The sequence below is a fragment of the Pseudomonas sp. MIACH genome (assembly GCF_001269925.1).
Taxonomy (GTDB): domain Bacteria; phylum Pseudomonadota; class Gammaproteobacteria; order Pseudomonadales; family Pseudomonadaceae; genus Aquipseudomonas.
The window spans coordinates 280,837-300,029 of the sequence record NZ_LHVO01000063.1 but is presented as its reverse complement, the minus strand read 5'-3'; the positions used below and the strand labels follow the sequence as shown (position 1 = coordinate 300,029).

21 protein-coding genes and 1 tRNA gene are annotated in these 19,193 nt (G+C 57.4%); 8 read left to right on the top strand and 14 right to left on the bottom strand.

Annotated features, from left to right (window positions below; all coding sequences use genetic code 11):
- Positions 1–34 precede the first annotated feature (34 nt).
- Positions 35–1,111 (bottom strand): 3-deoxy-7-phosphoheptulonate synthase, encoded by a 1,077-nt coding sequence (locus AD670_RS28065; RefSeq protein ID WP_053139845.1) that lies wholly within the window; start codon positions 1,109–1,111, stop codon positions 35–37.
- Positions 1,112–1,725: 614 nt separating this feature from the next.
- Between AD670_RS28065 and AD670_RS28060 the strand changes: the two genes are divergently transcribed.
- Together AD670_RS28060 and AD670_RS28055 are read left to right on the top strand one after the other, a co-directional pair.
- The gene (locus AD670_RS28060; RefSeq protein ID WP_053139844.1) at positions 1,726–2,475 is read left to right on the top strand and encodes a carbon-nitrogen hydrolase family protein; all 750 of its coding nucleotides are present in this window, start codon (positions 1,726–1,728) and stop codon (positions 2,473–2,475) included.
- Entirely contained in the window at positions 2,476–2,907 is a 432-nt protein-coding gene (locus AD670_RS28055) for a GNAT family N-acetyltransferase (RefSeq protein WP_053139842.1), read from the top strand.
- A 34-nt stretch (positions 2,908–2,941) separates the two neighbouring features.
- Here AD670_RS28055 and AD670_RS28050 read toward each other — a convergent pair whose 3' ends face one another.
- A complete protein-coding gene (locus AD670_RS28050) occupies positions 2,942–3,181 on the bottom strand; it encodes a DNA-binding protein (protein ID WP_053139840.1) in 240 nt (79 codons plus the stop codon).
- 81 nt (positions 3,182–3,262) lie between these two features.
- On the opposite strand from AD670_RS28050, the gene AD670_RS28045 reads away from it, so the two are divergent.
- The 5 genes from AD670_RS28045 (at position 3,263) to AD670_RS28025 (ending at position 6,975) form a co-directional block, all read left to right on the top strand.
- Entirely contained in the window at positions 3,263–3,628 is a 366-nt protein-coding gene (locus AD670_RS28045; RefSeq protein ID WP_053139838.1) for a helix-turn-helix domain-containing protein, read from the top strand.
- 151 nt (positions 3,629–3,779) lie between these two features.
- Complete coding sequence (gene uvrY / locus AD670_RS28040; protein ID WP_032886613.1) at positions 3,780–4,421, top strand: UvrY/SirA/GacA family response regulator transcription factor; 642 nt, start codon at positions 3,780–3,782, stop codon at positions 4,419–4,421.
- Position 4,422: 1 nt separating this feature from the next.
- On the top strand, positions 4,423–6,246 hold the full coding sequence (uvrC, locus tag AD670_RS28035) for an excinuclease ABC subunit UvrC (protein WP_053139836.1): 1,824 nt from the start codon (positions 4,423–4,425) through the stop codon (positions 6,244–6,246).
- Positions 6,247–6,278: 32 nt separating this feature from the next.
- The gene (gene pgsA, locus AD670_RS28030) at positions 6,279–6,839 is read left to right on the top strand and encodes a CDP-diacylglycerol--glycerol-3-phosphate 3-phosphatidyltransferase (protein ID WP_027603207.1); all 561 of its coding nucleotides are present in this window, start codon (positions 6,279–6,281) and stop codon (positions 6,837–6,839) included.
- Positions 6,840–6,899: 60 nt separating this feature from the next.
- Positions 6,900–6,975, top strand: a tRNA-Gly gene (locus AD670_RS28025).
- A gap of 177 nt (positions 6,976–7,152) precedes the next feature.
- On the opposite strand, the gene AD670_RS31765 is transcribed toward AD670_RS28025, so the two are convergent.
- A complete protein-coding gene (locus tag AD670_RS31765; protein ID WP_347709456.1) occupies positions 7,153–7,392 on the bottom strand; it encodes a hypothetical protein in 240 nt (79 codons plus the stop codon).
- A 514-nt stretch (positions 7,393–7,906) separates the two neighbouring features.
- Here AD670_RS31765 and AD670_RS28020 point away from each other — a divergent pair.
- The gene (locus tag AD670_RS28020; protein WP_053139834.1) at positions 7,907–8,809 is read left to right on the top strand and encodes a LysR family transcriptional regulator; all 903 of its coding nucleotides are present in this window, start codon (positions 7,907–7,909) and stop codon (positions 8,807–8,809) included.
- Between the two features lie 25 nt (positions 8,810–8,834).
- Here AD670_RS28020 and AD670_RS28015 read toward each other — a convergent pair whose 3' ends face one another.
- The 11 genes from AD670_RS28015 to AD670_RS27965 form a co-directional block, all read right to left on the bottom strand.
- A complete protein-coding gene (locus AD670_RS28015) occupies positions 8,835–10,190 on the bottom strand; it encodes a fatty acid--CoA ligase family protein (protein WP_053139832.1) in 1,356 nt (451 codons plus the stop codon).
- Positions 10,191–10,214: 24 nt separating this feature from the next.
- On the bottom strand, positions 10,215–11,405 hold the full coding sequence (locus AD670_RS28010) for a cytochrome P450 (RefSeq protein ID WP_172681532.1): 1,191 nt from the start codon (positions 11,403–11,405) through the stop codon (positions 10,215–10,217).
- 2 nt (positions 11,406–11,407) lie between these two features.
- Positions 11,408–12,082, bottom strand: coding sequence for an HAD family phosphatase (locus AD670_RS31575; RefSeq protein WP_053139828.1), 675 nt, complete (start codon positions 12,080–12,082; stop codon positions 11,408–11,410).
- Between the two features lie 24 nt (positions 12,083–12,106).
- On the bottom strand, positions 12,107–13,126 hold the full coding sequence (locus tag AD670_RS31570) for a 3-oxoacyl-ACP synthase (protein ID WP_053139825.1): 1,020 nt from the start codon (positions 13,124–13,126) through the stop codon (positions 12,107–12,109).
- A complete protein-coding gene (locus tag AD670_RS31740; RefSeq protein ID WP_053139823.1) occupies positions 13,123–13,377 on the bottom strand; it encodes a phosphopantetheine-binding protein in 255 nt (84 codons plus the stop codon). The genes AD670_RS31570 and AD670_RS31740 overlap by 4 nt, the downstream gene beginning before the upstream one ends.
- A 29-nt stretch (positions 13,378–13,406) precedes the next feature.
- The gene (locus tag AD670_RS27990; RefSeq protein ID WP_156338328.1) at positions 13,407–14,111 is read right to left on the bottom strand and encodes an SDR family NAD(P)-dependent oxidoreductase; all 705 of its coding nucleotides are present in this window, start codon (positions 14,109–14,111) and stop codon (positions 13,407–13,409) included.
- A complete protein-coding gene (locus tag AD670_RS27985) occupies positions 14,101–14,406 on the bottom strand; it encodes a hypothetical protein (protein WP_053139819.1) in 306 nt (101 codons plus the stop codon). The genes AD670_RS27990 and AD670_RS27985 overlap by 11 nt, the downstream gene beginning before the upstream one ends.
- Before the next feature lie 25 nt (positions 14,407–14,431).
- Positions 14,432–15,232, bottom strand: coding sequence for an AfsA-related hotdog domain-containing protein (locus AD670_RS27980; protein ID WP_053139817.1), 801 nt, complete (start codon positions 15,230–15,232; stop codon positions 14,432–14,434).
- A gap of 5 nt (positions 15,233–15,237) precedes the next feature.
- Complete coding sequence (locus AD670_RS27975) at positions 15,238–15,999, bottom strand: thioesterase II family protein (protein WP_053139814.1); 762 nt, start codon at positions 15,997–15,999, stop codon at positions 15,238–15,240.
- Positions 16,000–16,368: 369 nt separating this feature from the next.
- Positions 16,369–17,562 carry an MFS transporter gene (locus AD670_RS27970; protein WP_053139813.1) on the bottom strand — a complete coding sequence of 398 codons (1,194 nt, stop codon included), beginning with the start codon at positions 17,560–17,562 and terminating at the stop codon, positions 16,369–16,371.
- Positions 17,563–17,585: 23 nt separating this feature from the next.
- Complete coding sequence (locus AD670_RS27965) at positions 17,586–19,139, bottom strand: MFS transporter (protein WP_053139812.1); 1,554 nt, start codon at positions 19,137–19,139, stop codon at positions 17,586–17,588.
- Positions 19,140–19,193 lie beyond the last annotated feature (54 nt).

Here is a 19,193-nt window from a genome sequence, read left to right as displayed (position 1 = left end):
GTACCGGTTGTAGCAGCGCCTTGATCGATCAGCCTTAGGCGCGCAGGCGTTCGGCAGCCGTGCGCAATAACTGCTCGGTGGCGGTCCAGCCCAGGCAGCCATCGGTCACCGACACGCCGTATTTCATCGGCGCGCTCAACGGCTGGCAGCCTTCGAACAGGTGGCTTTCGAGCATCATGCCGATCAGCGAGGTGTCACCCTGCAAGCGTTGCTCCAGTACGTCGTTGAACACGGCCGGTTGGCGCAGCGGGTCCTTGCCGCTGTTGGCATGGCTGCAGTCGACCATTATCCGAGGGGTGACCTTGGACTTGGCCAGATCGTGTTTGACCCGCGCCACGCTCTGCGCATCGTAGTTCGGGCCCCGGTGACCACCACGCAATACCAGGTGGGTGTCGGGGTTGCCTGGGGTCTGGATGATTGCCGGGTGACCTTGGCTGTCGACGCCGAAGTGGCGGTGCGGGTGGGACGCCGAGCGCATGGCGTCACAAGCAATCGCGACGCAGCCATCGGTGCCGTTCTTGAAGCCCACGGGCATGCCCAGGCCGCTGGCCATCTCGCGGTGGATCTGCGACTCCGTGGTGCGCGCACCGATCGCCACCCAACTGAGCAAGTCATCGAAGTAGCCGGCGGCCATGGGTTGCAGCAGCTCGGTGGCGACTGGCAGGCCCAGGCGCAGCATTTCGCGCATCAGCTCGCGGGACAGGCTCAGGCCGGCGGCCATGTCATCGCTGCCATCCAGGTGAGGGTCGTAGGCCAGGCCTTTCCAGCCGACAGTCGTGCGGGGTTTTTCGACGTAGGCGCGGATGACCAGCAGCATCTGGTCGCTGACGTCGAGGGCCAGCTTCTTCAGGTTGCGGGCGTATTCCATGGCCGATTCCGGGTCGTGGATCGAGCACGGTCCGACAATCACCAGCAAGCGTGAATCTTCGCCATTGAGGATGGCGCGCACGGCTTGGCGATGGGTGTGGATCTGTTCGGTCAGGAACGGGCTGAGGGGCAACTGGTGCTTGAGCTCAAGCGAGCTGGGCAGACGCTGGGTCAGCGCTTCATTGGCGCTGGTCAGGGTGCTGTTCAAGGCAGAGAGGGGCAGGGCGGCGACGGAGGAGTTCATATTCAAGGCTTCCTGGGCAAGCGGCGGGCTGTTCCCGCGCGCTTGGCCTACTGGGGTGTTCGACAATTGGCCGTTTCGGCTACGTGTGTTGGCTTGCCACCAAGAGGTGACCGATCGGAGGCGGCAGGCTGTCCCGAACGGAGCTGGCTAAATCGCCATGCAGTGCAAATGTCGTAGCGGTAATAAGTGGCGTAGTTCATGTCGTGATTCCTTTAAGTGTTCTTGCGAAATTTATGAGGGCCTGAAAAAACAAAACCCCCGGTCGGGGGGCCGACCGGGGGTTAGATTTCTCTGGTAGGCGACCCCTTGAGTAGTGGGCGCCGATTTCAGGTATCAGGCGCGCCAGTGGCTAAACCAATACCCAAAATAAAAGCTGACCAGTGTGCTCGAACCGTTCACACGGGTAGCCGACACCGAGCGCTGGGCGCTGGCAGCAGGGCAAACCTGAGGGTGGGTGAGTTGCAACATGGTGTGTCTCCAAATGATGGGGGGAGCTTACTAGAGGCACGCAGGCAGATTCAATCAGTAATTTCTATTGCGGTGGGGTACTTACGGCTATGGGGTGAGTGCCGATATGCTGGTTGCACTTTGCTACTGATTGCTTGGACGCGACCATGACTGCCTTCACCCTTGCTGCGGCTCAATCCATTTCTATCGCGGGCGATGTCCCTGCCAATATCGAACGGCACCTCGCATTTATGCGTGTGGCGGCGCAACAGGGTGTGCAATTACTGGTGTTCCCCGAATTGTCGTTGACGGGGTATGAGTCATCGCTGGCCGCTGAATTGGCGATTGCGCCAGAAGACAAGATGCTGGCGCCCTTGCGCGAGATGGCGCGAGAACTGCGAATGACAGCGGTGGTGGGGATGCCGATCCGACTCACCCCCCAGGCGGGTGTGTTGATCGGTGCGCTGGTGCTGGGTGCGGATGGCTCACTGGCGGTCTACACCAAGCAGCATTTGCATGCCGGCGAGGAGGTAGCATTCGTCGCGGGGCAGGGCGGTGCGGCCCTTGAGTGGGGAGATGACCGGATTGCACTGGCGGTGTGTGCCGATTTTTCCCACGCCAGTCATCCCCGTGCTGCGGCGCAAGCGGGCGCTACGGTGTATGCCGCCGGGGTGCTGATCAGTGAGGGCGGTTACGCCACGGACAGTGCGTTGCTCCAAGGCTACGCCGCTGAACATGGCCTGCTGATGCTGATGGCCAATCATGGTGGCCCTTCGGGCGGTTGGACTTGCGCTGGCCGCAGTGCGATCTGGGCCGCCGATGGCAGTCTGCTTGCCGCTGTACCTGGCGTGGGCGATGCGTTGCTGATTGCCCGTCGCGAGGGTGGGCGTTGGGCTGGCCAAGTGATGGCTGTCTAAATGGCATTTCACCTACGCGCGGCGACGGACCAGGACCTGCCATTTGCGCGCAAGTTGACACACGAGGCCATGGCTCGCTACTACGTGCAGTACGGGTTGTGGTGGTCTAACGAGGGCTTCGATACTGCCTGGGCCGGTCGGGAAAACTGGCTGATTTGCCGCGACGACAGGGTCTTGGGTTTTATCAGTCTGAGCCGCGACAGCCGGGCTCTTTATATTCGCGAGTTGCATATGCTTGAGGCGTATCGCGGATTGGGCGCGGGTAGCTGGGTGCTGGAACAGATGGCGCTGAAGGCGCAAGCGTTGGGACTGTTGCGTTTGACCGTATTCAAGACTAACCCGGCCAGAAGGCTCTATCAGCGCATGGGGCTCAGCATTGTTGGTGAGGAAGACTGCTTCTGGCGAATGGAGCGTGTTTGTCGCTCAAGCTAAACAGGCATCACGTTCTTATAAGCGCATACTGGTTTCAGGAGCCAATCTCCTGATCCGTGTTCAGGCCTTTCGCCTCAGCAAGGATGATCCCTTCTTTCATGCCCAAAAGGACCGCTACCTTATGGGCCTCCCCACGCCGTCCCTTTTTGCGCCCAGCGAGCACTTGATAGGTGGTCGCCGGATCAACGCCGTGTTCGCGGGCGAACGCTTGAACTGACTTGCCTTGATGTTCCAGCCAGGCCTTGGCTTGTGCAGCGGTACGGATTCCGGGCATAGTTCAAAACCGTTCAAGTTTGTTTAATAAGAGATGAGTGTGTCACCTCTTGGGGTGTGCCAAATAGGATCATACATCCAAATGAGTGGAATCGGTTCGCGTTTACGGCAAGAAAGGGAGCGACTTGGCCTGTCGCAAAAAGTATTTGGTGAGATCGGAGGCGTTGAAGCCAACGCACAAGGTAAATATGAAAGTGGAGGACGTGCGCCTAAAGCAGATTACTTGTCTCGTGTCGCCGAAAAAGGTGTAGATGTGTTGTACGTATTGACCGGCGCAGCCACGCCGATTCAACTGGAAAACCTGAGCCAGATCGAAGAAAAAGTCCTCGGGGACTACCGTGCAATGTTCAAGGAAGACCAGGCTGCAATCCGACGCCTGACCTCAACGTTAGCCGAGCATTCGGTTGCGATGAATGGAAAAGCCAAGCCACAGCCCCAGGATTCCTGACGCTTTGCCCAGCAAATTGGGCCATCCGCCGCCCGGCGGGTGGCTGTCGCTTAGTCAATCTCTCTATATATGACGCGTGCAATTAGGTCTGCGCCTCGGTTTTTTGCTAAGGTGTTCAGCAACCTATAAGACCATTTCGCGAGGTGTCTGCTTGATTAGGGTGCTAGTAGTCGATGACCATGATCTCGTTCGTACAGGCATTACACGAATGCTGGCTGACATCGATGGCCTGCAAGTAGTCGGTCAGGCCGAGTCAGGAGAGGAATCCCTGATCAAGGCCCGGGAGTTGAAACCCGATGTGGTGTTGATGGACGTCAAGATGCCTGGGATCGGCGGTCTTGGCGCGACGACCAAATTGCTGCGCAGCCATCCGGACATCAAAGTCGTGGTGGTGACCGTGTGCGAGGAGGACCCGTTTCCGACACGTCTGCTGCAGGCAGGGGCTGCGGGGTACCTCACTAAGGGGGCTGGCCTGGCGGAAATGGTTCAAGCCATTCGCCTGGTGTTTGCCGGCCAGCGATACATCAGCCCGCAGATTGCCCAGCAATTGGCCATCAAATCCTTCCAGCCAGTCAGTGACTCGCCGTTTGATGCCCTGTCTGAGCGGGAAATCCAGATCGCCTTGATGATTGTCGGTTGCCAGAAGGTGCAGACGATCTCCGACAAGCTGTGCCTGTCACCCAAGACCGTCAACACCTACCGCTATCGTATTTTCGAGAAGCTCGCCATCAGCAGTGATGTTGAATTGACCCTGCTCGCGGTGCGCCACGGCATGGTGGACGCCAGCGCCTGACATGAGCACACCGTTTGATCCGAGTGCCTTTCTCTCGACCTGCAGTGGCCGCCCTGGCGTGTACCGCATGTTCGACAGCGAGGCACGCCTGCTTTATGTCGGTAAAGCCAAAAACCTGAAGAGCCGTCTGGCGAGCTACTTTCGCAAGACCGGTCTCGCGCCGAAAACCGCCGCGCTGGTGGGGCGCATCGCCCAGGTCGAAACCACCATCACCGCCAATGAAACCGAAGCGCTGCTGCTTGAGCAGACGCTGATCAAGGAATGGCGGCCGCCCTACAACATTCTGCTGCGTGACGATAAATCCTATCCCTATGTGTTTTTATCCGACGGCAACTTCCCACGCCTGAGCATTCACCGTGGGGCGAAGAAGGCGAAGGGCAAGTACTTCGGACCTTATCCCAGCGCTGGGGCCATTCGTGAAAGCCTGAGCCTGCTGCAAAAAACCTTTTTTGTGCGCCAGTGCGAAGACAGTTTCTACAAGAACCGCACACGGCCTTGCCTGCAGTATCAGATCAAACGCTGCAAGGCGCCTTGCGTGGGCTTGGTTGAGCCGGCGGAGTACGCCGAGGATGTGCGCCATTCGGTGATGTTCCTCGAAGGACGCAGCAATGCGCTCACCGATGAGCTCTCTGCAGCCATGGAGCAGGCTGCCAGCACCCTGGATTTTGAACGGGCCGCCGAGCTACGCGACCAGATTTCGCTGCTGCGCCGTGTCCAGGACCAGCAAAGCATGGAAGGCGGCACTGGCGACGTCGATGTGATCGCGGCCTTCGTCAACCCAGGTGGTGCCTGTGTGCACCTGATCAGCGTGCGCGGTGGGCGGGTGCTGGGCAGCAAGAACTTCTTTCCGCAGACCGGTATTGATGAGGAAGTCGCCGAAGTCATGGCCGCTTTCCTGGGCCAGTACTACGTGAGCAGCCCCGAGCGCGACCTGCCGTCGGAGCTGATCGTCAACGTGGTGCACGAAGACTTCCCCACGTTGATCGAAGCGATCCACGAATTGCGCGGTCGCGAGCTGGACATCAGCCACCGCGTACGCGGCACCCGCGCACGCTGGCAGCAACTGGCGGTGACCAACGCCGAACAGGCCCTGAGCGCGCGCCTGGCTAACCGCCAGCACGTCGCCGCACGCTTTGACGCCCTGGCCGAAGTCCTTAACCTGGAAGAGCCGCCCCAGCGCCTGGAGTGCTACGACATCAGCCATTCCAGCGGCGAGGCCACGGTGGCCTCCTGCGTGGTGTTCGGGCCAGAAGGGCCGATCAAGTCCGATTATCGGCGCTACAACATCGAAGGCGTCACCGCGGGCGATGACTATGCCGCCATGCACCAGGCCCTCACGCGGCGCTTCAGCAAGTTGAAGGATGGGGAGGGCAAGTTGCCGGACATTCTCTTGGTCGACGGCGGCAAGGGCCAGCTGTCCATGGCCCGGGATGTGCTCAACGAGCTGGCGGTGCCTGACCTGATCCTGCTTGGCGTGGCCAAGGGCGCCACGCGCAAGGCCGGCTTCGAGACGTTGTACTTGAATGATGCCGCCCATGAGTTCACTTTGAAGGGCGACTCACCCGCGCTGCATTTGATCCAGCAGATTCGTGACGAAGCCCACCGTTTCGCCATTACCGGCCACCGCGCCCGCCGTGGTAAAACCCGGCGAACCTCAACCCTGGAAGGGGTGGCAGGGGTCGGTCCGACGCGACGTCGCGACTTGCTTAAACATTTTGGTGGCTTGCAGGAGCTGTCCCGTGCCAGCATTGACGAGATAGCCAAAGCACCGGGTATCAGTAAAAAGCTCGCTGAGTTGATTTATGCAAGCCTGCACAGCGAATAGAATGCCTTTCCACCTCGTAGCCAGTTGTGCCGATGAATATCCCTAATCTGATTACCGTTCTACGCGTCCTGCTTATCCCGATTTTCATTTTGTTGTTCTATTTACCGTACGAATGGAGTTATTTGGCCTCCAGTTCAGTGTTTGCCTTTGCGGCCGCCACCGACTGGCTCGACGGCTACCTGGCTCGTCGCCTGGAACAGAGCACGCCCTTCGGCGCGTTCCTCGACCCCGTGGCTGACAAACTGATGGTGGCCGTCGCCCTGGTTTTGCTGGTGCAGGAACACGGCAACCTGTGGCTGACCCTGCCGGCAGCGGTGATCATCGGTCGCGAGATCGTCGTCTCGGCCCTGCGCGAATGGATGGCCGAAATCGGCGCCCGTGCCCACGTGGCCGTATCTAACATGGGTAAATGGAAGACCGCCGCGCAAATGCTTGCGCTGGTCATCCTGCTGGCCAACCCATCGGACTTCTCGTTCTGGGTCCTCACTGGCTACGCCTTGCTGCTGATCGCCGCAGGCCTGACCCTGTGGTCCATGCTCCAATATCTGCGCGCCGCCTGGCCGCATCTGCGCACCACCGTTGAAAAGAAATAAAACTTTTTTGAATCAAGGGGTTGACGGGTGCTGAGGATTCTATAGAATGCGCATCACCAAGCGGGAATAGCTCAGTTGGTAGAGCACGACCTTGCCAAGGTCGGGGTCGCGAGTTCGAGTCTCGTTTCCCGCTCCAAGATTCAGAAAAAGCCACTCAGATGAGTGGCTTTTTTTGTGCCTGAGAAATACCCGCACTCATTTCGATAGGATGCTTTTGGCTAAAAACGGACCCTGTCTTGGACGTTCAGTTTCCAAGAAGGACACCCTCAAGGGCTGGAGTTCGATTGAGGTCAAGGCGCCTGTAGTTATCGGTTCATTTATGAAGTGTCTTTTGCTGAGCAGTAATTGTTTCTACGCCCGGCGAAGCATGAGCGTTCGCGCTAGCCTGTGCATCAACGACTAAAATTTCGGTGAAACCCTCGCTCAAGCGTGGAGGCTGAAGTGCTTTAAAAACGTTTCTAATGGCATTCTCAGGAACCATCTCATCATCAGGGCGCAATTGATTACGTGCCAAACAGTCTTCCAGCGAAGTAGTGAACCAAGTAGCTACCACATCTACCCCATGCTTCCTGGCAGCCTGTATAAGCGATTCACGCTCGGCTTGGGAGTCACTAGCAGAGCCTCTGATAGGGCAAGGTGAGCTCTCTGCCAAGCCAGTCTATTTAGCTCAGCATTAATAATGCGGCCATTCTCCGTCTGTAGGAAGTGATCAGGATTGATGTGCATGAAGACGGCCTGCCAGGAAAAGCGTGAATGTAGCATTTGAAAGCAGGGCTGGCCGGAAACTGTTTTTTACGCAGGAGTTCGGAAAGGTTCGCCCTAAACCGTGAAAATCTACGGCTTACACAACAGCATCGAAGGTGTGTTAGCCAGACGCTTACGCAGCACCCACCGACAAAATAGTTGCTCTGAATGTGGCACCACGTCAGACTCAAAAGTCGACGACATCCGGGGAAAAGTGCTGCTCAAAGCCCAATAATAAAGCAGCTGTGCCTACCTTTTGCCCCGTCGACTTTTGCAGCATCAAAAATTCTGCCTTTATCACCCCCCCCCTGCGGACACGGAATATGGATAATCTGAGCGGGTTGATTGCTTTTGTGCGGGCAGCAGAAAATCAAAGTTTTACCCTTGCGGGCAGAGCGCTGGGTATCTCGTCTTCTGCCGTAGGGAAAAGTGTCAGCCGCCTTGAAGAGCGGATTGGCGTGCGCCTTTTCCATCGTAGTACCCGGCAAATCAGCCTGACCAGCGAAGGCTTGGACTTTTTTGGTCGTTGCCGCACTTTGCTGCAGCAATTACAGGATGCTGAGGCCGCGCTTTCCCACTCCAAGACCCGCCCTCGAGGGCGTCTGCGAATCAGTTTGCCAGCGGTGGGCTATCGGCTGATCTCGGGTATGTTGCGCGAGTTTTATCAGCGCTATCCGGAAATCGAACTGGACCTGGATTTCAGCGACCGGCTGGTCGATGTGGTCGATGAAGCCTTTGATGCGGTGATCCGAAGCGGCGAGCTGCCCGATTCCAGCCTTGCAGCAAAAAGAATCTGCACGTTCCGGTTCGTCTTGTGTGCAGCGCCCGATTATTTTCAGCGCTACGGCATGGCAAAGAGCATCGAGGACTTGCAGCATTACAAAGGCATCGCCTATAAATTCCCTTCGAATGGAAAACTCCAGCCCTGGTGGCTGAAGGTCAATGGCGATACCGTCAAGATCAGCCTGGAAACCACCATGGTCATGAACAGCGTGGAAGCGGTCCTCGCTGCGTGTCGCAATGGCCTGGGCCTCGCCTATCTGCCTGACTTCGTCATTCAGGAATACCTGGCCAGCCAGGAATTGATCAGGGTGCTGCCGGAATTGAGCCTGGAGGGTGATTTCTGGATTGTCTGGTCACCTAGCCGCTTGCTGTCACCCAAGACCCGCGCATTCATTGATTTTCTAGGTGAAGCGCAACTGATGAGCAGCCCTGAAGGCGGTTGATGGCGCCTTCAGGGCACGCCACTTCTCAGTCAATCAACAGCTTTTTGAACCGCGTCGAATACTGGATCGCCTCTACCGATTTCAAGCGTACCGGCACCTTATAGGCATCCATCAGTCGCCGGGCAAATTGCCGGATATCGCGCAGCACGGTCGCCGTTGCGTCTCCATAGTCGCTATCGAGGACGATGTGCGCGGCAACGAATTGCCCGGTCAAGGCATTGGCCTCGCCGTACGCCTTGCAGTCACGTACCTGCGGATGGCGTAGCAGCACGGATTCCACTTCTGCGGGGTAAACCTTCTCGCCACCGACGTTAATGATCTCTTTGCTGCGGCCGAGGATCTTCAGGTAGCCATCGGCATTGACCTCCACCAGGTCGCCGGTCTTGAACCAGCCATCCTCGGTGAAGCTGTCCATCGAGTGGTTCAGGTAGCCCATGACTTGCGTCGCACTGCGCAGCCATAGCTCGCCGTCGACGACTTTGTGTTCACTGGAGCCTTCCTGAAAGCGCATATACAGACTATCGGACGACAACGAACTGGTGTTGATGATACCCGTCTCGCTGGTGCCGAAGGTCTGCAAAAACTTCACCCTTGGCAGGTGCTCGCGAAGTTTGAGCAACAAACTCTCCGGCATCGGCTCCGTGCCATAGGTGATCATGCGCAGGCTACTAAGGTTGCAGGTATCGAATACCTGGTTGATCAACATCAGGTTCAGGAATGTCGGCGACGTCGGAAGCACGGTAATGCGATGTTTTTCAATCAGCCGGGCAACGGTGTCTGGGGTTTTGCTGGCGGCAATCGTTGCCGTTCCGCCAATAGACAATATGTTCAACAGCGTATTGATGCCGCCGATATGGTCAAACAGCAAAAACAGAAAGATATCGAGGCGTCGAGAGCGTTTTTCAGAAAACTCGCCCACCAGTCGATCAAGGTCATGCAGCATCGCCTTGGGTGTGCCGGTGGTGCCACTGCTGAACAGAATCAGGCCGGCGTGCCCCTGCTTTTTAAGCTCGCCGATCATCGGGTTTTCCGGCGCTTGAGTAAGCATGCATGGGCGAATCTGGCGGGTCTGGATATCGATCACAAACTCAGGGTTTGCGGCTGCCTGCTTGTTTTGAATTTCCGCCGGGTTTTCAGCAGTGTTGAGCGCAATGATGTGGCCGTTCTGGTACAGCGCCAGAAAGAGCGCGATACCCGCGAACGAAAAATCGCCGCTCATGAACACGACCGCTTGCCTGGACACACCATTGGCGGCCAGCCAATCCAGTTGGGCACTGATCTCTTCGCTCAGTTGGGCGTAGGTGTAGGACTGTTCAGGGTCATTCAGAACGATTTGGTTCGAAAACTGCGCAAATCCGTTTATCAGCGGTTTAAAGATCATGGCTTATCCCTTATTGAAAAAGCATCAAAAACGCACGGGCAGTTCGTCGGGGCGGCGCAATACCGTGCCGTTGATCCAGCGGATCGACGCCGGGTCACAGGCCAGTTCCAGGTTGGGTAATGCCTGTACCAGGGTGGACAGCACAGTGGCGATTTCCAGGCGTGCCAGCGCCGGCCCCATGCAGCTGTGGATGCCGTGGCCGAACTGCATGTGCGCGACCTTATTCTGGCGCTCGGGGTTGATCAGCAGCGGCGCGTTGAACACGCTGGGGTCGCGATTGGCGAGGAATACGTTGGCGTACACCGTAGTGTTCGCCGCGATCACACCGCAGCTGGTGTGCAGCGCTTGGGTGGTCATGCGGGGGAACGCTGATAACTTGCCGATGGGAATCAGCCGAATGAGTTCTTCGATCAACTGCGGCGCTTGATCGGGCTTCTCTCGTACGTACTGCCACAGCGATGGCGCGCACAGCAACGTATAGAGACTCTTGGTCATGACGCTTAGAGCGTTATGGTCGCCCCCCAGCAGAATTCCCAACAGAACCCCTACAAACTCCCGATCGCTCAGTGGGTCTTCCAGGGTGTGGCGCTGGTCGACATATTGACGAATGAAGCCGTCCGGATGCGCCTGCCTGCGGCCCTGCACGAAGTCCATCATGTAATCGAAGCTGGCGTTGACCGCCGTTTCGATACCGACGATGTCATCCGGCGGTGCTGATTGGATCATTTGGCTCCAGGGCCGGAACAACTGCCGGTCTTCTTCGGGGATGCCGAGAATGTGACACACCGTCGAGGAAGTCAGGCGCTCCAGCACCGAGGCAAACAAGTCCGGCGGCGTTACACCGCTGCGCATCTGCTCGATGCTGTCGGCGGTCATAGTGGTCACATGTTGGCGCACGCTTTCCAGGCCACGCTTGCTGAACGCACGCGCGACGGTCGCGCGCGAACGCATGTGCGCCGGGTTGTCCAGATTGAGCAACAGCTCCGGCTGCGTCGGGCCGGGGAGAAAGGTCGGGCCGTTTTCGACGTTACATAGGGTGCGACTGATGCTCGGGTCGGCCAGAAACGCCTTGCAATCGGCGTATCCGGTCAGATGGGTGGCGACGTGGCCGCTGGGCAACCTGATTTGCGGCAACTGATCCTGCCAGCCCACGGTTTGGTAATAGGGCGCGGCGTCGAGGTTGGGGATATCCAACACGCTGGGATGGACACGCATGTTCATCGGGCACCTGCCAGTGCACGGGGTTGCTCCGTGCCGATGAGTGCCCGCACAGCCTGCTGCGTCTCAAGGCTGTCGACAAATAAAATGGCGTGCCAACCGGCGGCTCGCGCGGCGTCGCAGTTTTCTTCGACATCGTCGATCAGCACGCAGGCGTCAGCGGGTACGCCGATCTGCTCGGCCGCCAGCGCGAAGATCTTCGGGTCAGGCTTGCGCAGTTTTACCTTGCAGGAATCGACGATGCTGTCAGCCACATCATCCAGGCCCACCATACGCCGCCAAGGCGTTTCCCACTCCACGACGTTATTGGTGAGGATGCACGCCTTCAGGCCGGCCGCTTTGACCTCATGAAACAGCTCGAACATGTGCTGGTTGACGTTGTGCGGGGAAAACCACTGCTCACCGTGGTTATCAAAATCGCAACGACTCAGGTCAATGCCCGGATACAGCTCGGACAATGCCTTGCTCATGCCCTGTCCCCATTCGACCTGAGTCATCATTGCCAACTCGATGGGCGCCTGGAATTGCACGTTCAGGGGCTTGGCCACGGCATGCATGGCGGCCTCCATCTGGCTGCGGCTGATGCCAGTATTTTGCTGGTAGACGCGGTACAGCTCATCTATGGAGGGCGACAGCACGCCGCCGAAGTCGAACCAGATTGCTTGGATTGTCATGGTCATCTTTCCTTGAAAGTAAGGTCAGTTAGGGAGGGCAGGTACTTCTACGGGCGCAATGATGTGGGCATCGCGCAGCGATAAATGGGCAATGCCGATCGACAACCCGACGCCAAAACCACAGGCAATCAGGTTGTCCTGGCGCACGTCTTCACTGCCGTGGCGCTTGCAGATCATCAGCGGTATCGACGAAGGGCCGGTGTTGCCCACGTCTGCCACTTCAATGGGGACTTTGGCCTGCGCAACACCGAGCTTTTTGGCCAGGTAATCGAGCATGAATTTGTTGGCCTGGTGCAGCAGATAAAACGGCACACGCTCAGGGTCGATGCCCTGGTCGCGAATGAAGGCGTTGATCGCCGCCGGTACCTTTTCCAGGGCAAAGTTCATCACTTGGCCGCCGTCCATATGCAGCCCACTGGCCTGTACCCGGCTGGTCACGCTGGACGTGTAATCCAGAGCAGTGTTGAGGTACTGCGCACCGGCGCCATCGGTATTGAACGCAAACCCGAGCGCCTGCTCACCGCTTTCCAGCAGCGTGCAGGTCGCGGCATCACCAAAGACCAACCGCACATGCCGGTCTTCAGGGTTGAGCAATTTGCTGATCACATCGCCGGTACACACCATGACTCGGCGGCAGCCGCCGGCCTTGATCAGCATGGCCGCTTGAAACAGGCCATAGACGTAGCCGGAACAGCCAAAATTGAGGTCGAAGGCTGCAAGCGCTTTCTTCAACCCCAAGCGATCAGCCAGGAGTGCACTACTGGCGGGCATCAGGCTGTCGGGCGTTTGAGTGACAAGCACCAGGCCATCGATGCTGGCGGGGTCGATATCCGCCGCGTCGAACAAGGTCCGGGCAGCAGCGGCGCACAGATCCACGGTCGACAACCGATTGGCCACCCGCACCTGATGGATTCCGGTGCTTTTGGCGATCCGCTGAACCTCTTTTTCGCCGAACAACGTGGCGAAATCGGCCAGGGTCATCACGTCCTGAGGGATGGCCGCCGACAGTGCGCGGATCGACACCCCGTCGATAGACAGGCTCATGAGGGTTCACTGATGCGAGCGCCAACCGCATCGGCCTGGATGGCGTCGAACAGCTCACCCATGGTTTCAACCTCATCGAGCACGGCAGGGCTCAAAGCGAAACCGAACTGGTCATTCAATACACCCAGCAGCGTGACCTTGGTCAATGAATCCCAATTGCTCAGCGGCTGCAGCAATACATCGGCTTGCAGTTCCGATTCGCGCAGTTCCAGAAGTTCTGCCAGTTCTTTCTTGATCGCGTCCAGGTTCATGGTGAGGTCCTTTTGCAAGAGCACGTGAGTTAGAGGCCGCCGAGGTACACGACTTGGCCAGTAATGAAATTGCTACGCGGCGACAGGAAAAAGTCCGCCACGTTGGTCACATCGTCGAAAGTGCCAAAGCGCTTGAGCGACTGTTGTGCCAGCAGGTCTTTCATTTTTTGTGCGGGTATGACCCGCGTCAGATCCGTATCGATTGGTGTCGGGCCTACGGCATTGACGGTGATGCCAAAGCTGGCGAGCTCCTTGGCCATCACGCAGGTCAGGGTTTCCACGGCGGCTTTGGACGCTGCGTACAGCGCTTCGCCTTCCAGCTTTAATGGCTTGGCCACCGTGGAAAAATTCACAATGCGTCCCTGCCGTCCGGCACGCATGAGCTTTGCCGCCTCCCGGCTGAGCAGGAAAGTGCCCAGCACGTTGGTTTGCATGATGTTTTGCGCGGTTTTGTAGGGCGTCAGCAACGAGTGATTCATGCTGGCGATCCCGGCATTGTTGATCAGGTGATCAAGCCGACCGCAGGTGCCGCGCACATGCCTCATCAGTTCGCTGATGGCCTGTTCATCGGCTACATCGGCGATAAAGTGGTGATAGGCCGGATGGCTCAGATCGCTGGATGAACGGCTACAGCCGATCACCCGATGCCCTTGCGCAAGGTAATGTTCGGCAAGATGCCTGCCGATCCCCTTGCGCGTTCCCGTAATCAGCGTGACAGGCGTGTTATCGGGCATGAGACACCTGTGCATTGAGCTCGACAATGTAGTTGGCGAAGGTTTTTACCGACTGAAACGGGCTGCGCTTGGGGGACATGGCACTGTCGTTGACCAGCGTCAGCTTGACCCCCAGTTGCTCCTCGATCATCTGCTCGACGTCAATCACGATGGACACCAGACTCATCGAATCAAGGACACCGCCAACCCCATAGAGGGCAGTGTTTTCGCCTTCTTCCAGGCTGATGGGTTGGGCGAGACTGTGGTTTTCATTTTCAATCGCGCTATAAATGATGCCGAGAACTTGCTCTTTCATAAGGGTTCCTTCCTCTCAAAGTGGATCAGACGAGACGCTTGACGAATTGATGAATAAGTTGCGCTTCCTTGAGTTGAAAGTAGCGCGAGTCAATCACCGACAATTCAAAACCGAGTTCAACCTGGCACTGGCCTTGTTGTTTGAACTCAAGGCGGCAGCCAAACCGAAAATTCGAAGCACCCGAGCGACGTAATTCAAGCGGAATGCAGAGAATTTCCGTGTGTACCGGTAACAGGAAGTCCCTATAGTTGACGTCCATCTTGTGGGTAACAAAGTTGACTTTGCCTTTCGCTTGAGGCGCGACGTAATAAGCTTCCGCAACCGCGATGGTCATCTGGCGCGCCGCCTCAATAACCATCATGCCCGACACATGCTGGCCAGTTAGGTGATCGCTTAGTTCGGCATTGGCATCATCTATCATCAGCGAGGCCGAGTAAGTACCGTTGCCATTTTCGCCAGGCGCAGAGATGGCAATATTATGACTTTTCAACTTATGGGTGACGGTTGAAGAAGCACGCGTCCGGCGGTCTTCCGGCAGGATATTCAAGGCCGGCGACAGCACCTTCTTGAATCCATATAACGTGTTAAGTTGCTCATCGGTAACACCCTGGCCGACATGTAAGGTTAGTGATTCATCCCTATCAAGCCGGGTGACCATTTCTTCTGCGGCTGTCACCGAAATAAACATATTATCGCTGCACTGACTTTTGATTCGGTCCCCCACCACAATGTAATGCCTGGGTGGTTCCTGCGGCTGTGCGCTGAGCGAGGAAAGTCCGGCAAACGGGCACGAAGAAACGCTGTTTGAAACACTGAGCTCTTCCATTTCTTTCACCTTATATGCGTGCTGAGATCCAGGTATCGGGATGAAACAGGCCGGCGTGCTATTGAGCCGACAGGCTCCATAATTGTTTTTGTAATGGCAGTGACATGCTGAGTGAGGAAAAAATGATCTCCCTCAAAAAACTCCATACATGCAAAATTTTGGCTATGCTCCTCCCAGGCCATTACGTCCTCAACCGGTGCGAAAGGGTCGTTACTGCCGCCCAGCACCGTCATGGGAACCTCCACCGGGTCACCGGCAACGTGACGATATAAAGCGGCGGCCTGGAAGTCCTTGATAAGAGAGGGCAGCATGCGGTGCTTGGCCGCCGAGTGCTGGAGTACGAAATCCGGAACGGCACCAAACTTGGAAAGTGTTTGAATAAATTCCTCTTCAGAACCGTCAAGCGTCAATTGCGCGCAACTGAAAATGCGCGGAGCACGACAGGCTGCGACTACCAGCTTGCTCAGTCGTGGTCCAAATTCATGTTGGCGACGAGCAACTTCGTAGGCAACAATCGCACCCAGGCTATAACCAAAAAGAATGACCTCACGCGCCGCCAGGCCGTCGATAAGTGCAATGACTTCGTTCACCATGGCCTCGACAGTACCGGGGGCCTGCGTTAGATCTTTTTGATAACGACTTTTATAAGTAACGCCCACGACCGGCATGTGAGCGCTTACCGCACGCCGCAGGGTTTCAAAAGACAAACCACTGCCCCCGGCAAAGGGGACAAACACACACACTTTTTCAGAGTCGATGACAGTCATCGAAGACTCCTTGTTTGAGAGATCAAAAGAAGCCCAGAAACTAACGAACGCCCGGACCTTTCTGCCAAGTTGGAGCCTGCCTGATTTTTCCGAAAAATCTGTTTGCTGCGGGCAATTGTATTTCAGAGTATTTCAAAGCATTTGAGCGTTTTAGGCTCAACTGTCTGAACTATAAGTTCAAGGTCCAATCGTGCTAAATAAATCATTGCGCGCACGCCTCGGCGGGCGGACAGAAATACACATGACTTATTGAGTAAAAGGGAAGGAGCAGGCAGGACGAAACGAGTTGTACTGTGAACAACCAATACAACTAGTCAGTGCAGGAGGTGGATAACAAGTTACGAATGTGGCCGTTCAGTCATTCAATGATTAAACGGTGGCAAGTTGTTTGGGGCGAGGTCTAAGTATCGCCAACAAGGCGACCATTGCTAATACGGCGCACAGCAATCCCAGTAAGGCGCATCCGGTCCACCCGAAACGCTGCCAGAGATACCCTCCCATGGCACTGCCGAAGGCACCGCCACAAAAATTGCAGACCATATACACCGTGTTCAAACGGCTGCGACTGTCCGGGCTGAGGGAAAAAATACGCGTCTGGTTGGCCACCTGCCCCAACTGCAAGGCGAAGCTGAGCAGGTTGGCGCACGCCAGCAACACCAGAAAAGTGTTGGCCCAGGCCATCGACAAAGCGAAGCTCAGGCTACAGAGCACAATAGAGGTGAGGCTGATAGCGACTGTGCCGAAACGTTCACACAACTTACCGGCTGCGGGCGTCAGCAATGTGGCAAGAGCGCCCCATAAGCTGAACAGCCCGACATCGGCAGCATTCATGCTGTACGGCGACGCCATCAGCTTAAATGCGATGACCGACCAGAACGCACTGAATGCCGCAAAAACTGCTGCGCCCAGGGCGCAGGACAAACGCAGCAGCGGCTCATGCCAAAACAGATGCAGCATCGAGCTCAATAATCTGCCGTAGGCAACCGGCACTCCAGGCGCTTGGCGTCGGGGCAGAATGCTCGGCAGCGCCAGCGCACACATAAGCATGGCAGCCGCCGCCACCCAATAGACCGACTGCCAGCCGAGGTGGTCGGCCAACCATCCGGCAATGGCGCGCGACAGCAGGATGCCGGTGACCAGTCCCGTTTGCACCCAGGCAATGACACGACTGCGTTCTCCGGCTGTGGCCAGCCCGGCCAGGTAGGGCAGTAACACCTGGGGAATGCAGGTGCCCGTGCAGAGCAAGAAGCTGGCACCTGCCAGCATTGAAAGCAGGGTGGCCTGGCTGGCCAGCAGTAACAGGGCGGCCGTCCACACCAGCAATAAGCGACAGAGCCGCAAGGGCGCCACCCTGTCGCCCAACGGTACGATCAGCAACATTCCCAGGGCATACCCCATCTGCGATGCCGTAGCGATCCAACTGGTTTGCCCTGCATCCGCGTGTAAGGCCCCTGCAAAGACCGGCAGCAGCGCCTGGTTAAAGTAAACATTGGCCACCGACAAGCCGCACAGTAAAGCAATGCCCGCCAGAATCAGCGGCGTAAAGTGTGTATTGGGCGACATCAGGCATGGCTCCAGAGCGGCTCTCAGGTATCGGATGAAAAACGCACGGCATCGGGCGCGGATTCAACACCGGCCTCGCTTTGGCGCCCCAGGAACAGGAAGACCACGGCAGCAGTGAACAGCGTGAACATCGCCAATAGCTGCAACAAGGTGTTGAACCCCGAGGTATAAGCCGAGCGCAGCACCGCTAATGGAATTTGACCGGCGTCGGCGCTCGCGTGTTGGATATCACCCATTACCAGGCGTTGCGCGATACCCGAATAGTCGACAGCAGACAGTTTGACCGCGTCACTGAGACTCAGATGATGCGCCACCAGCGCCGTCAGCACCGCAACCGTAATTGCCAGGGCGACACCTTCGCTGGCCACCCGCGTCGTATTGAAAATACCCGCGGCCATCCCCGCTCGTTCCTTGGGAATAACACTGATCGACAAACCATCCATCAGGCCCCACGGCAAGCCGGTGCCGATACCGGTCAGCAGCATAGCCGCGATAATCTGCGCATGGGCGCCGACCGGAATCGTACTCAGCCAGTAGAGCCCGGCCGCCGCGATCACAAAGCCGATCGCGCAAAGTATCCCTGCCGACAGCCAGCGCGTCAGCGACGCGGCAGCCATCGGTACAATCAGCATTGGGGCAGAGAGTGCCAACATCATCAACCCCGCCTCAAACGCGCTGGCCCCTTCCACACCGATAAACCGAAATGGCAGCAAGACGATCAAGACGATGTAGCAGTAGCAGGTGCCGATCGGCAGGATCTGTACACCGACAAAGCGCGGAAACAGGAACAGCCCCAGTTCCAGCATCGGATGTTCCGCCCGATTTTCAACCATGATAAACAGCAGCAAAAACACCGCTGCCCCACCCAGCAACGCATGGATGATCGGCGAGCCCCACCCTTGCTCGGGTGCCAGGATCACCGCCGTGGTAAACAGGATCAGCAGGCCGGAAAACGTCAGCAAGCCGGGTGTATCCAGACGTCGTGCCTGCGGGTCGCGGCTTTCGCGCATTTTCGGCAGAGCAAAGATCAAGGAAAGGATGGCGATCAGGGCGGTGCAAAGGAAAATGGAGCGCCAGCCCATCAACTCGATCAATAACCCCGATAACAACGGACCGAAGGCCAGGCCAACCCCGAACGTGGTGCCCAAAAGGCTAAAAGCACGCGTGCGGTCATGCCCATCAAACTCCTGCGCCAGGGCCGCCGAACCACTGGCCAGGGCCGCGGCCGCAGCAATGCCCTGCACACCACGCAACAGGTCCAGCCAGATAATATCGGGGACCACCGCCAACAGGGTCGACACCAGTGCAAACAACGCCATCCCGCACATGAACAGACGCTTGCGTCCGTAGAGGTCAGCAAGCGTTCCCGCCGCCATCAAAAGGCTGCCGAAGCTGAGCATAAAAGCGTTAGTGATCCAGGCCAGTTCCGTGGGATGGGCAGCGAAGGTTTGGCCAATGAACGGCGTGGCCACTGCTCCGCCGGTAAAACTCATAGGCAACACCAAGGCTGCCAGGCAAATGGCAGCCAGGATGGAGTACCGGCCATGAGCCGGCAGCGGTTGGGTCGTTGCGTTCATTAGGTCATTCCCTGCATGTGTATGAAGTATCCGTGCCGGCCCGGCCGAGGCGCG

Excerpts from the sequence above, each read along its gene's own strand:
- AD670_RS28065 (WP_053139845.1), bottom strand. The coding sequence starts at position 1,111 with ATGAACTCCTCCGTCGCCGCCCTGCCCCTCTCTGCCTTGAACAGCACC.
- AD670_RS28060 (WP_053139844.1), top strand. The coding sequence starts at position 1,726 with ATGACTGCCTTCACCCTTGCTGCGGCTCAATCCATTTCTATCGCGGGC.
- AD670_RS28055 (WP_053139842.1), top strand. The coding sequence starts at position 2,476 with ATGGCATTTCACCTACGCGCGGCGACGGACCAGGACCTGCCATTTGCG.
- AD670_RS28050 (WP_053139840.1), bottom strand. The coding sequence starts at position 3,181 with ATGCCCGGAATCCGTACCGCTGCACAAGCCAAGGCCTGGCTGGAACAT.
- AD670_RS28045 (WP_053139838.1), top strand. The coding sequence starts at position 3,263 with ATGAGTGGAATCGGTTCGCGTTTACGGCAAGAAAGGGAGCGACTTGGC.
- uvrC (WP_053139836.1), top strand. The coding sequence starts at position 4,423 with ATGAGCACACCGTTTGATCCGAGTGCCTTTCTCTCGACCTGCAGTGGC.
- pgsA (WP_027603207.1), top strand. The coding sequence starts at position 6,279 with ATGAATATCCCTAATCTGATTACCGTTCTACGCGTCCTGCTTATCCCG.
- AD670_RS28020 (WP_053139834.1), top strand. The coding sequence starts at position 7,907 with ATGGATAATCTGAGCGGGTTGATTGCTTTTGTGCGGGCAGCAGAAAAT.
- AD670_RS28015 (WP_053139832.1), bottom strand. The coding sequence starts at position 10,190 with ATGATCTTTAAACCGCTGATAAACGGATTTGCGCAGTTTTCGAACCAA.
- AD670_RS28010 (WP_172681532.1), bottom strand. The coding sequence starts at position 11,405 with ATGCGTGTCCATCCCAGCGTGTTGGATATCCCCAACCTCGACGCCGCG.
- AD670_RS31575 (WP_053139828.1), bottom strand. The coding sequence starts at position 12,082 with ATGACAATCCAAGCAATCTGGTTCGACTTCGGCGGCGTGCTGTCGCCC.
- AD670_RS31570 (WP_053139825.1), bottom strand. The coding sequence starts at position 13,126 with ATGAGCCTGTCTATCGACGGGGTGTCGATCCGCGCACTGTCGGCGGCC.
- AD670_RS31740 (WP_053139823.1), bottom strand. The coding sequence starts at position 13,377 with ATGAACCTGGACGCGATCAAGAAAGAACTGGCAGAACTTCTGGAACTG.
- AD670_RS27990 (WP_156338328.1), bottom strand. The coding sequence starts at position 14,111 with ATGCCCGATAACACGCCTGTCACGCTGATTACGGGAACGCGCAAGGGG.
- AD670_RS27985 (WP_053139819.1), bottom strand. The coding sequence starts at position 14,406 with ATGAAAGAGCAAGTTCTCGGCATCATTTATAGCGCGATTGAAAATGAA.
- AD670_RS27980 (WP_053139817.1), bottom strand. The coding sequence starts at position 15,232 with ATGGAAGAGCTCAGTGTTTCAAACAGCGTTTCTTCGTGCCCGTTTGCC.
- AD670_RS27975 (WP_053139814.1), bottom strand. The coding sequence starts at position 15,999 with ATGACTGTCATCGACTCTGAAAAAGTGTGTGTGTTTGTCCCCTTTGCC.
- AD670_RS27970 (WP_053139813.1), bottom strand. The coding sequence starts at position 17,562 with ATGTCGCCCAATACACACTTTACGCCGCTGATTCTGGCGGGCATTGCT.
- AD670_RS27965 (WP_053139812.1), bottom strand. The coding sequence starts at position 19,139 with ATGAACGCAACGACCCAACCGCTGCCGGCTCATGGCCGGTACTCCATC.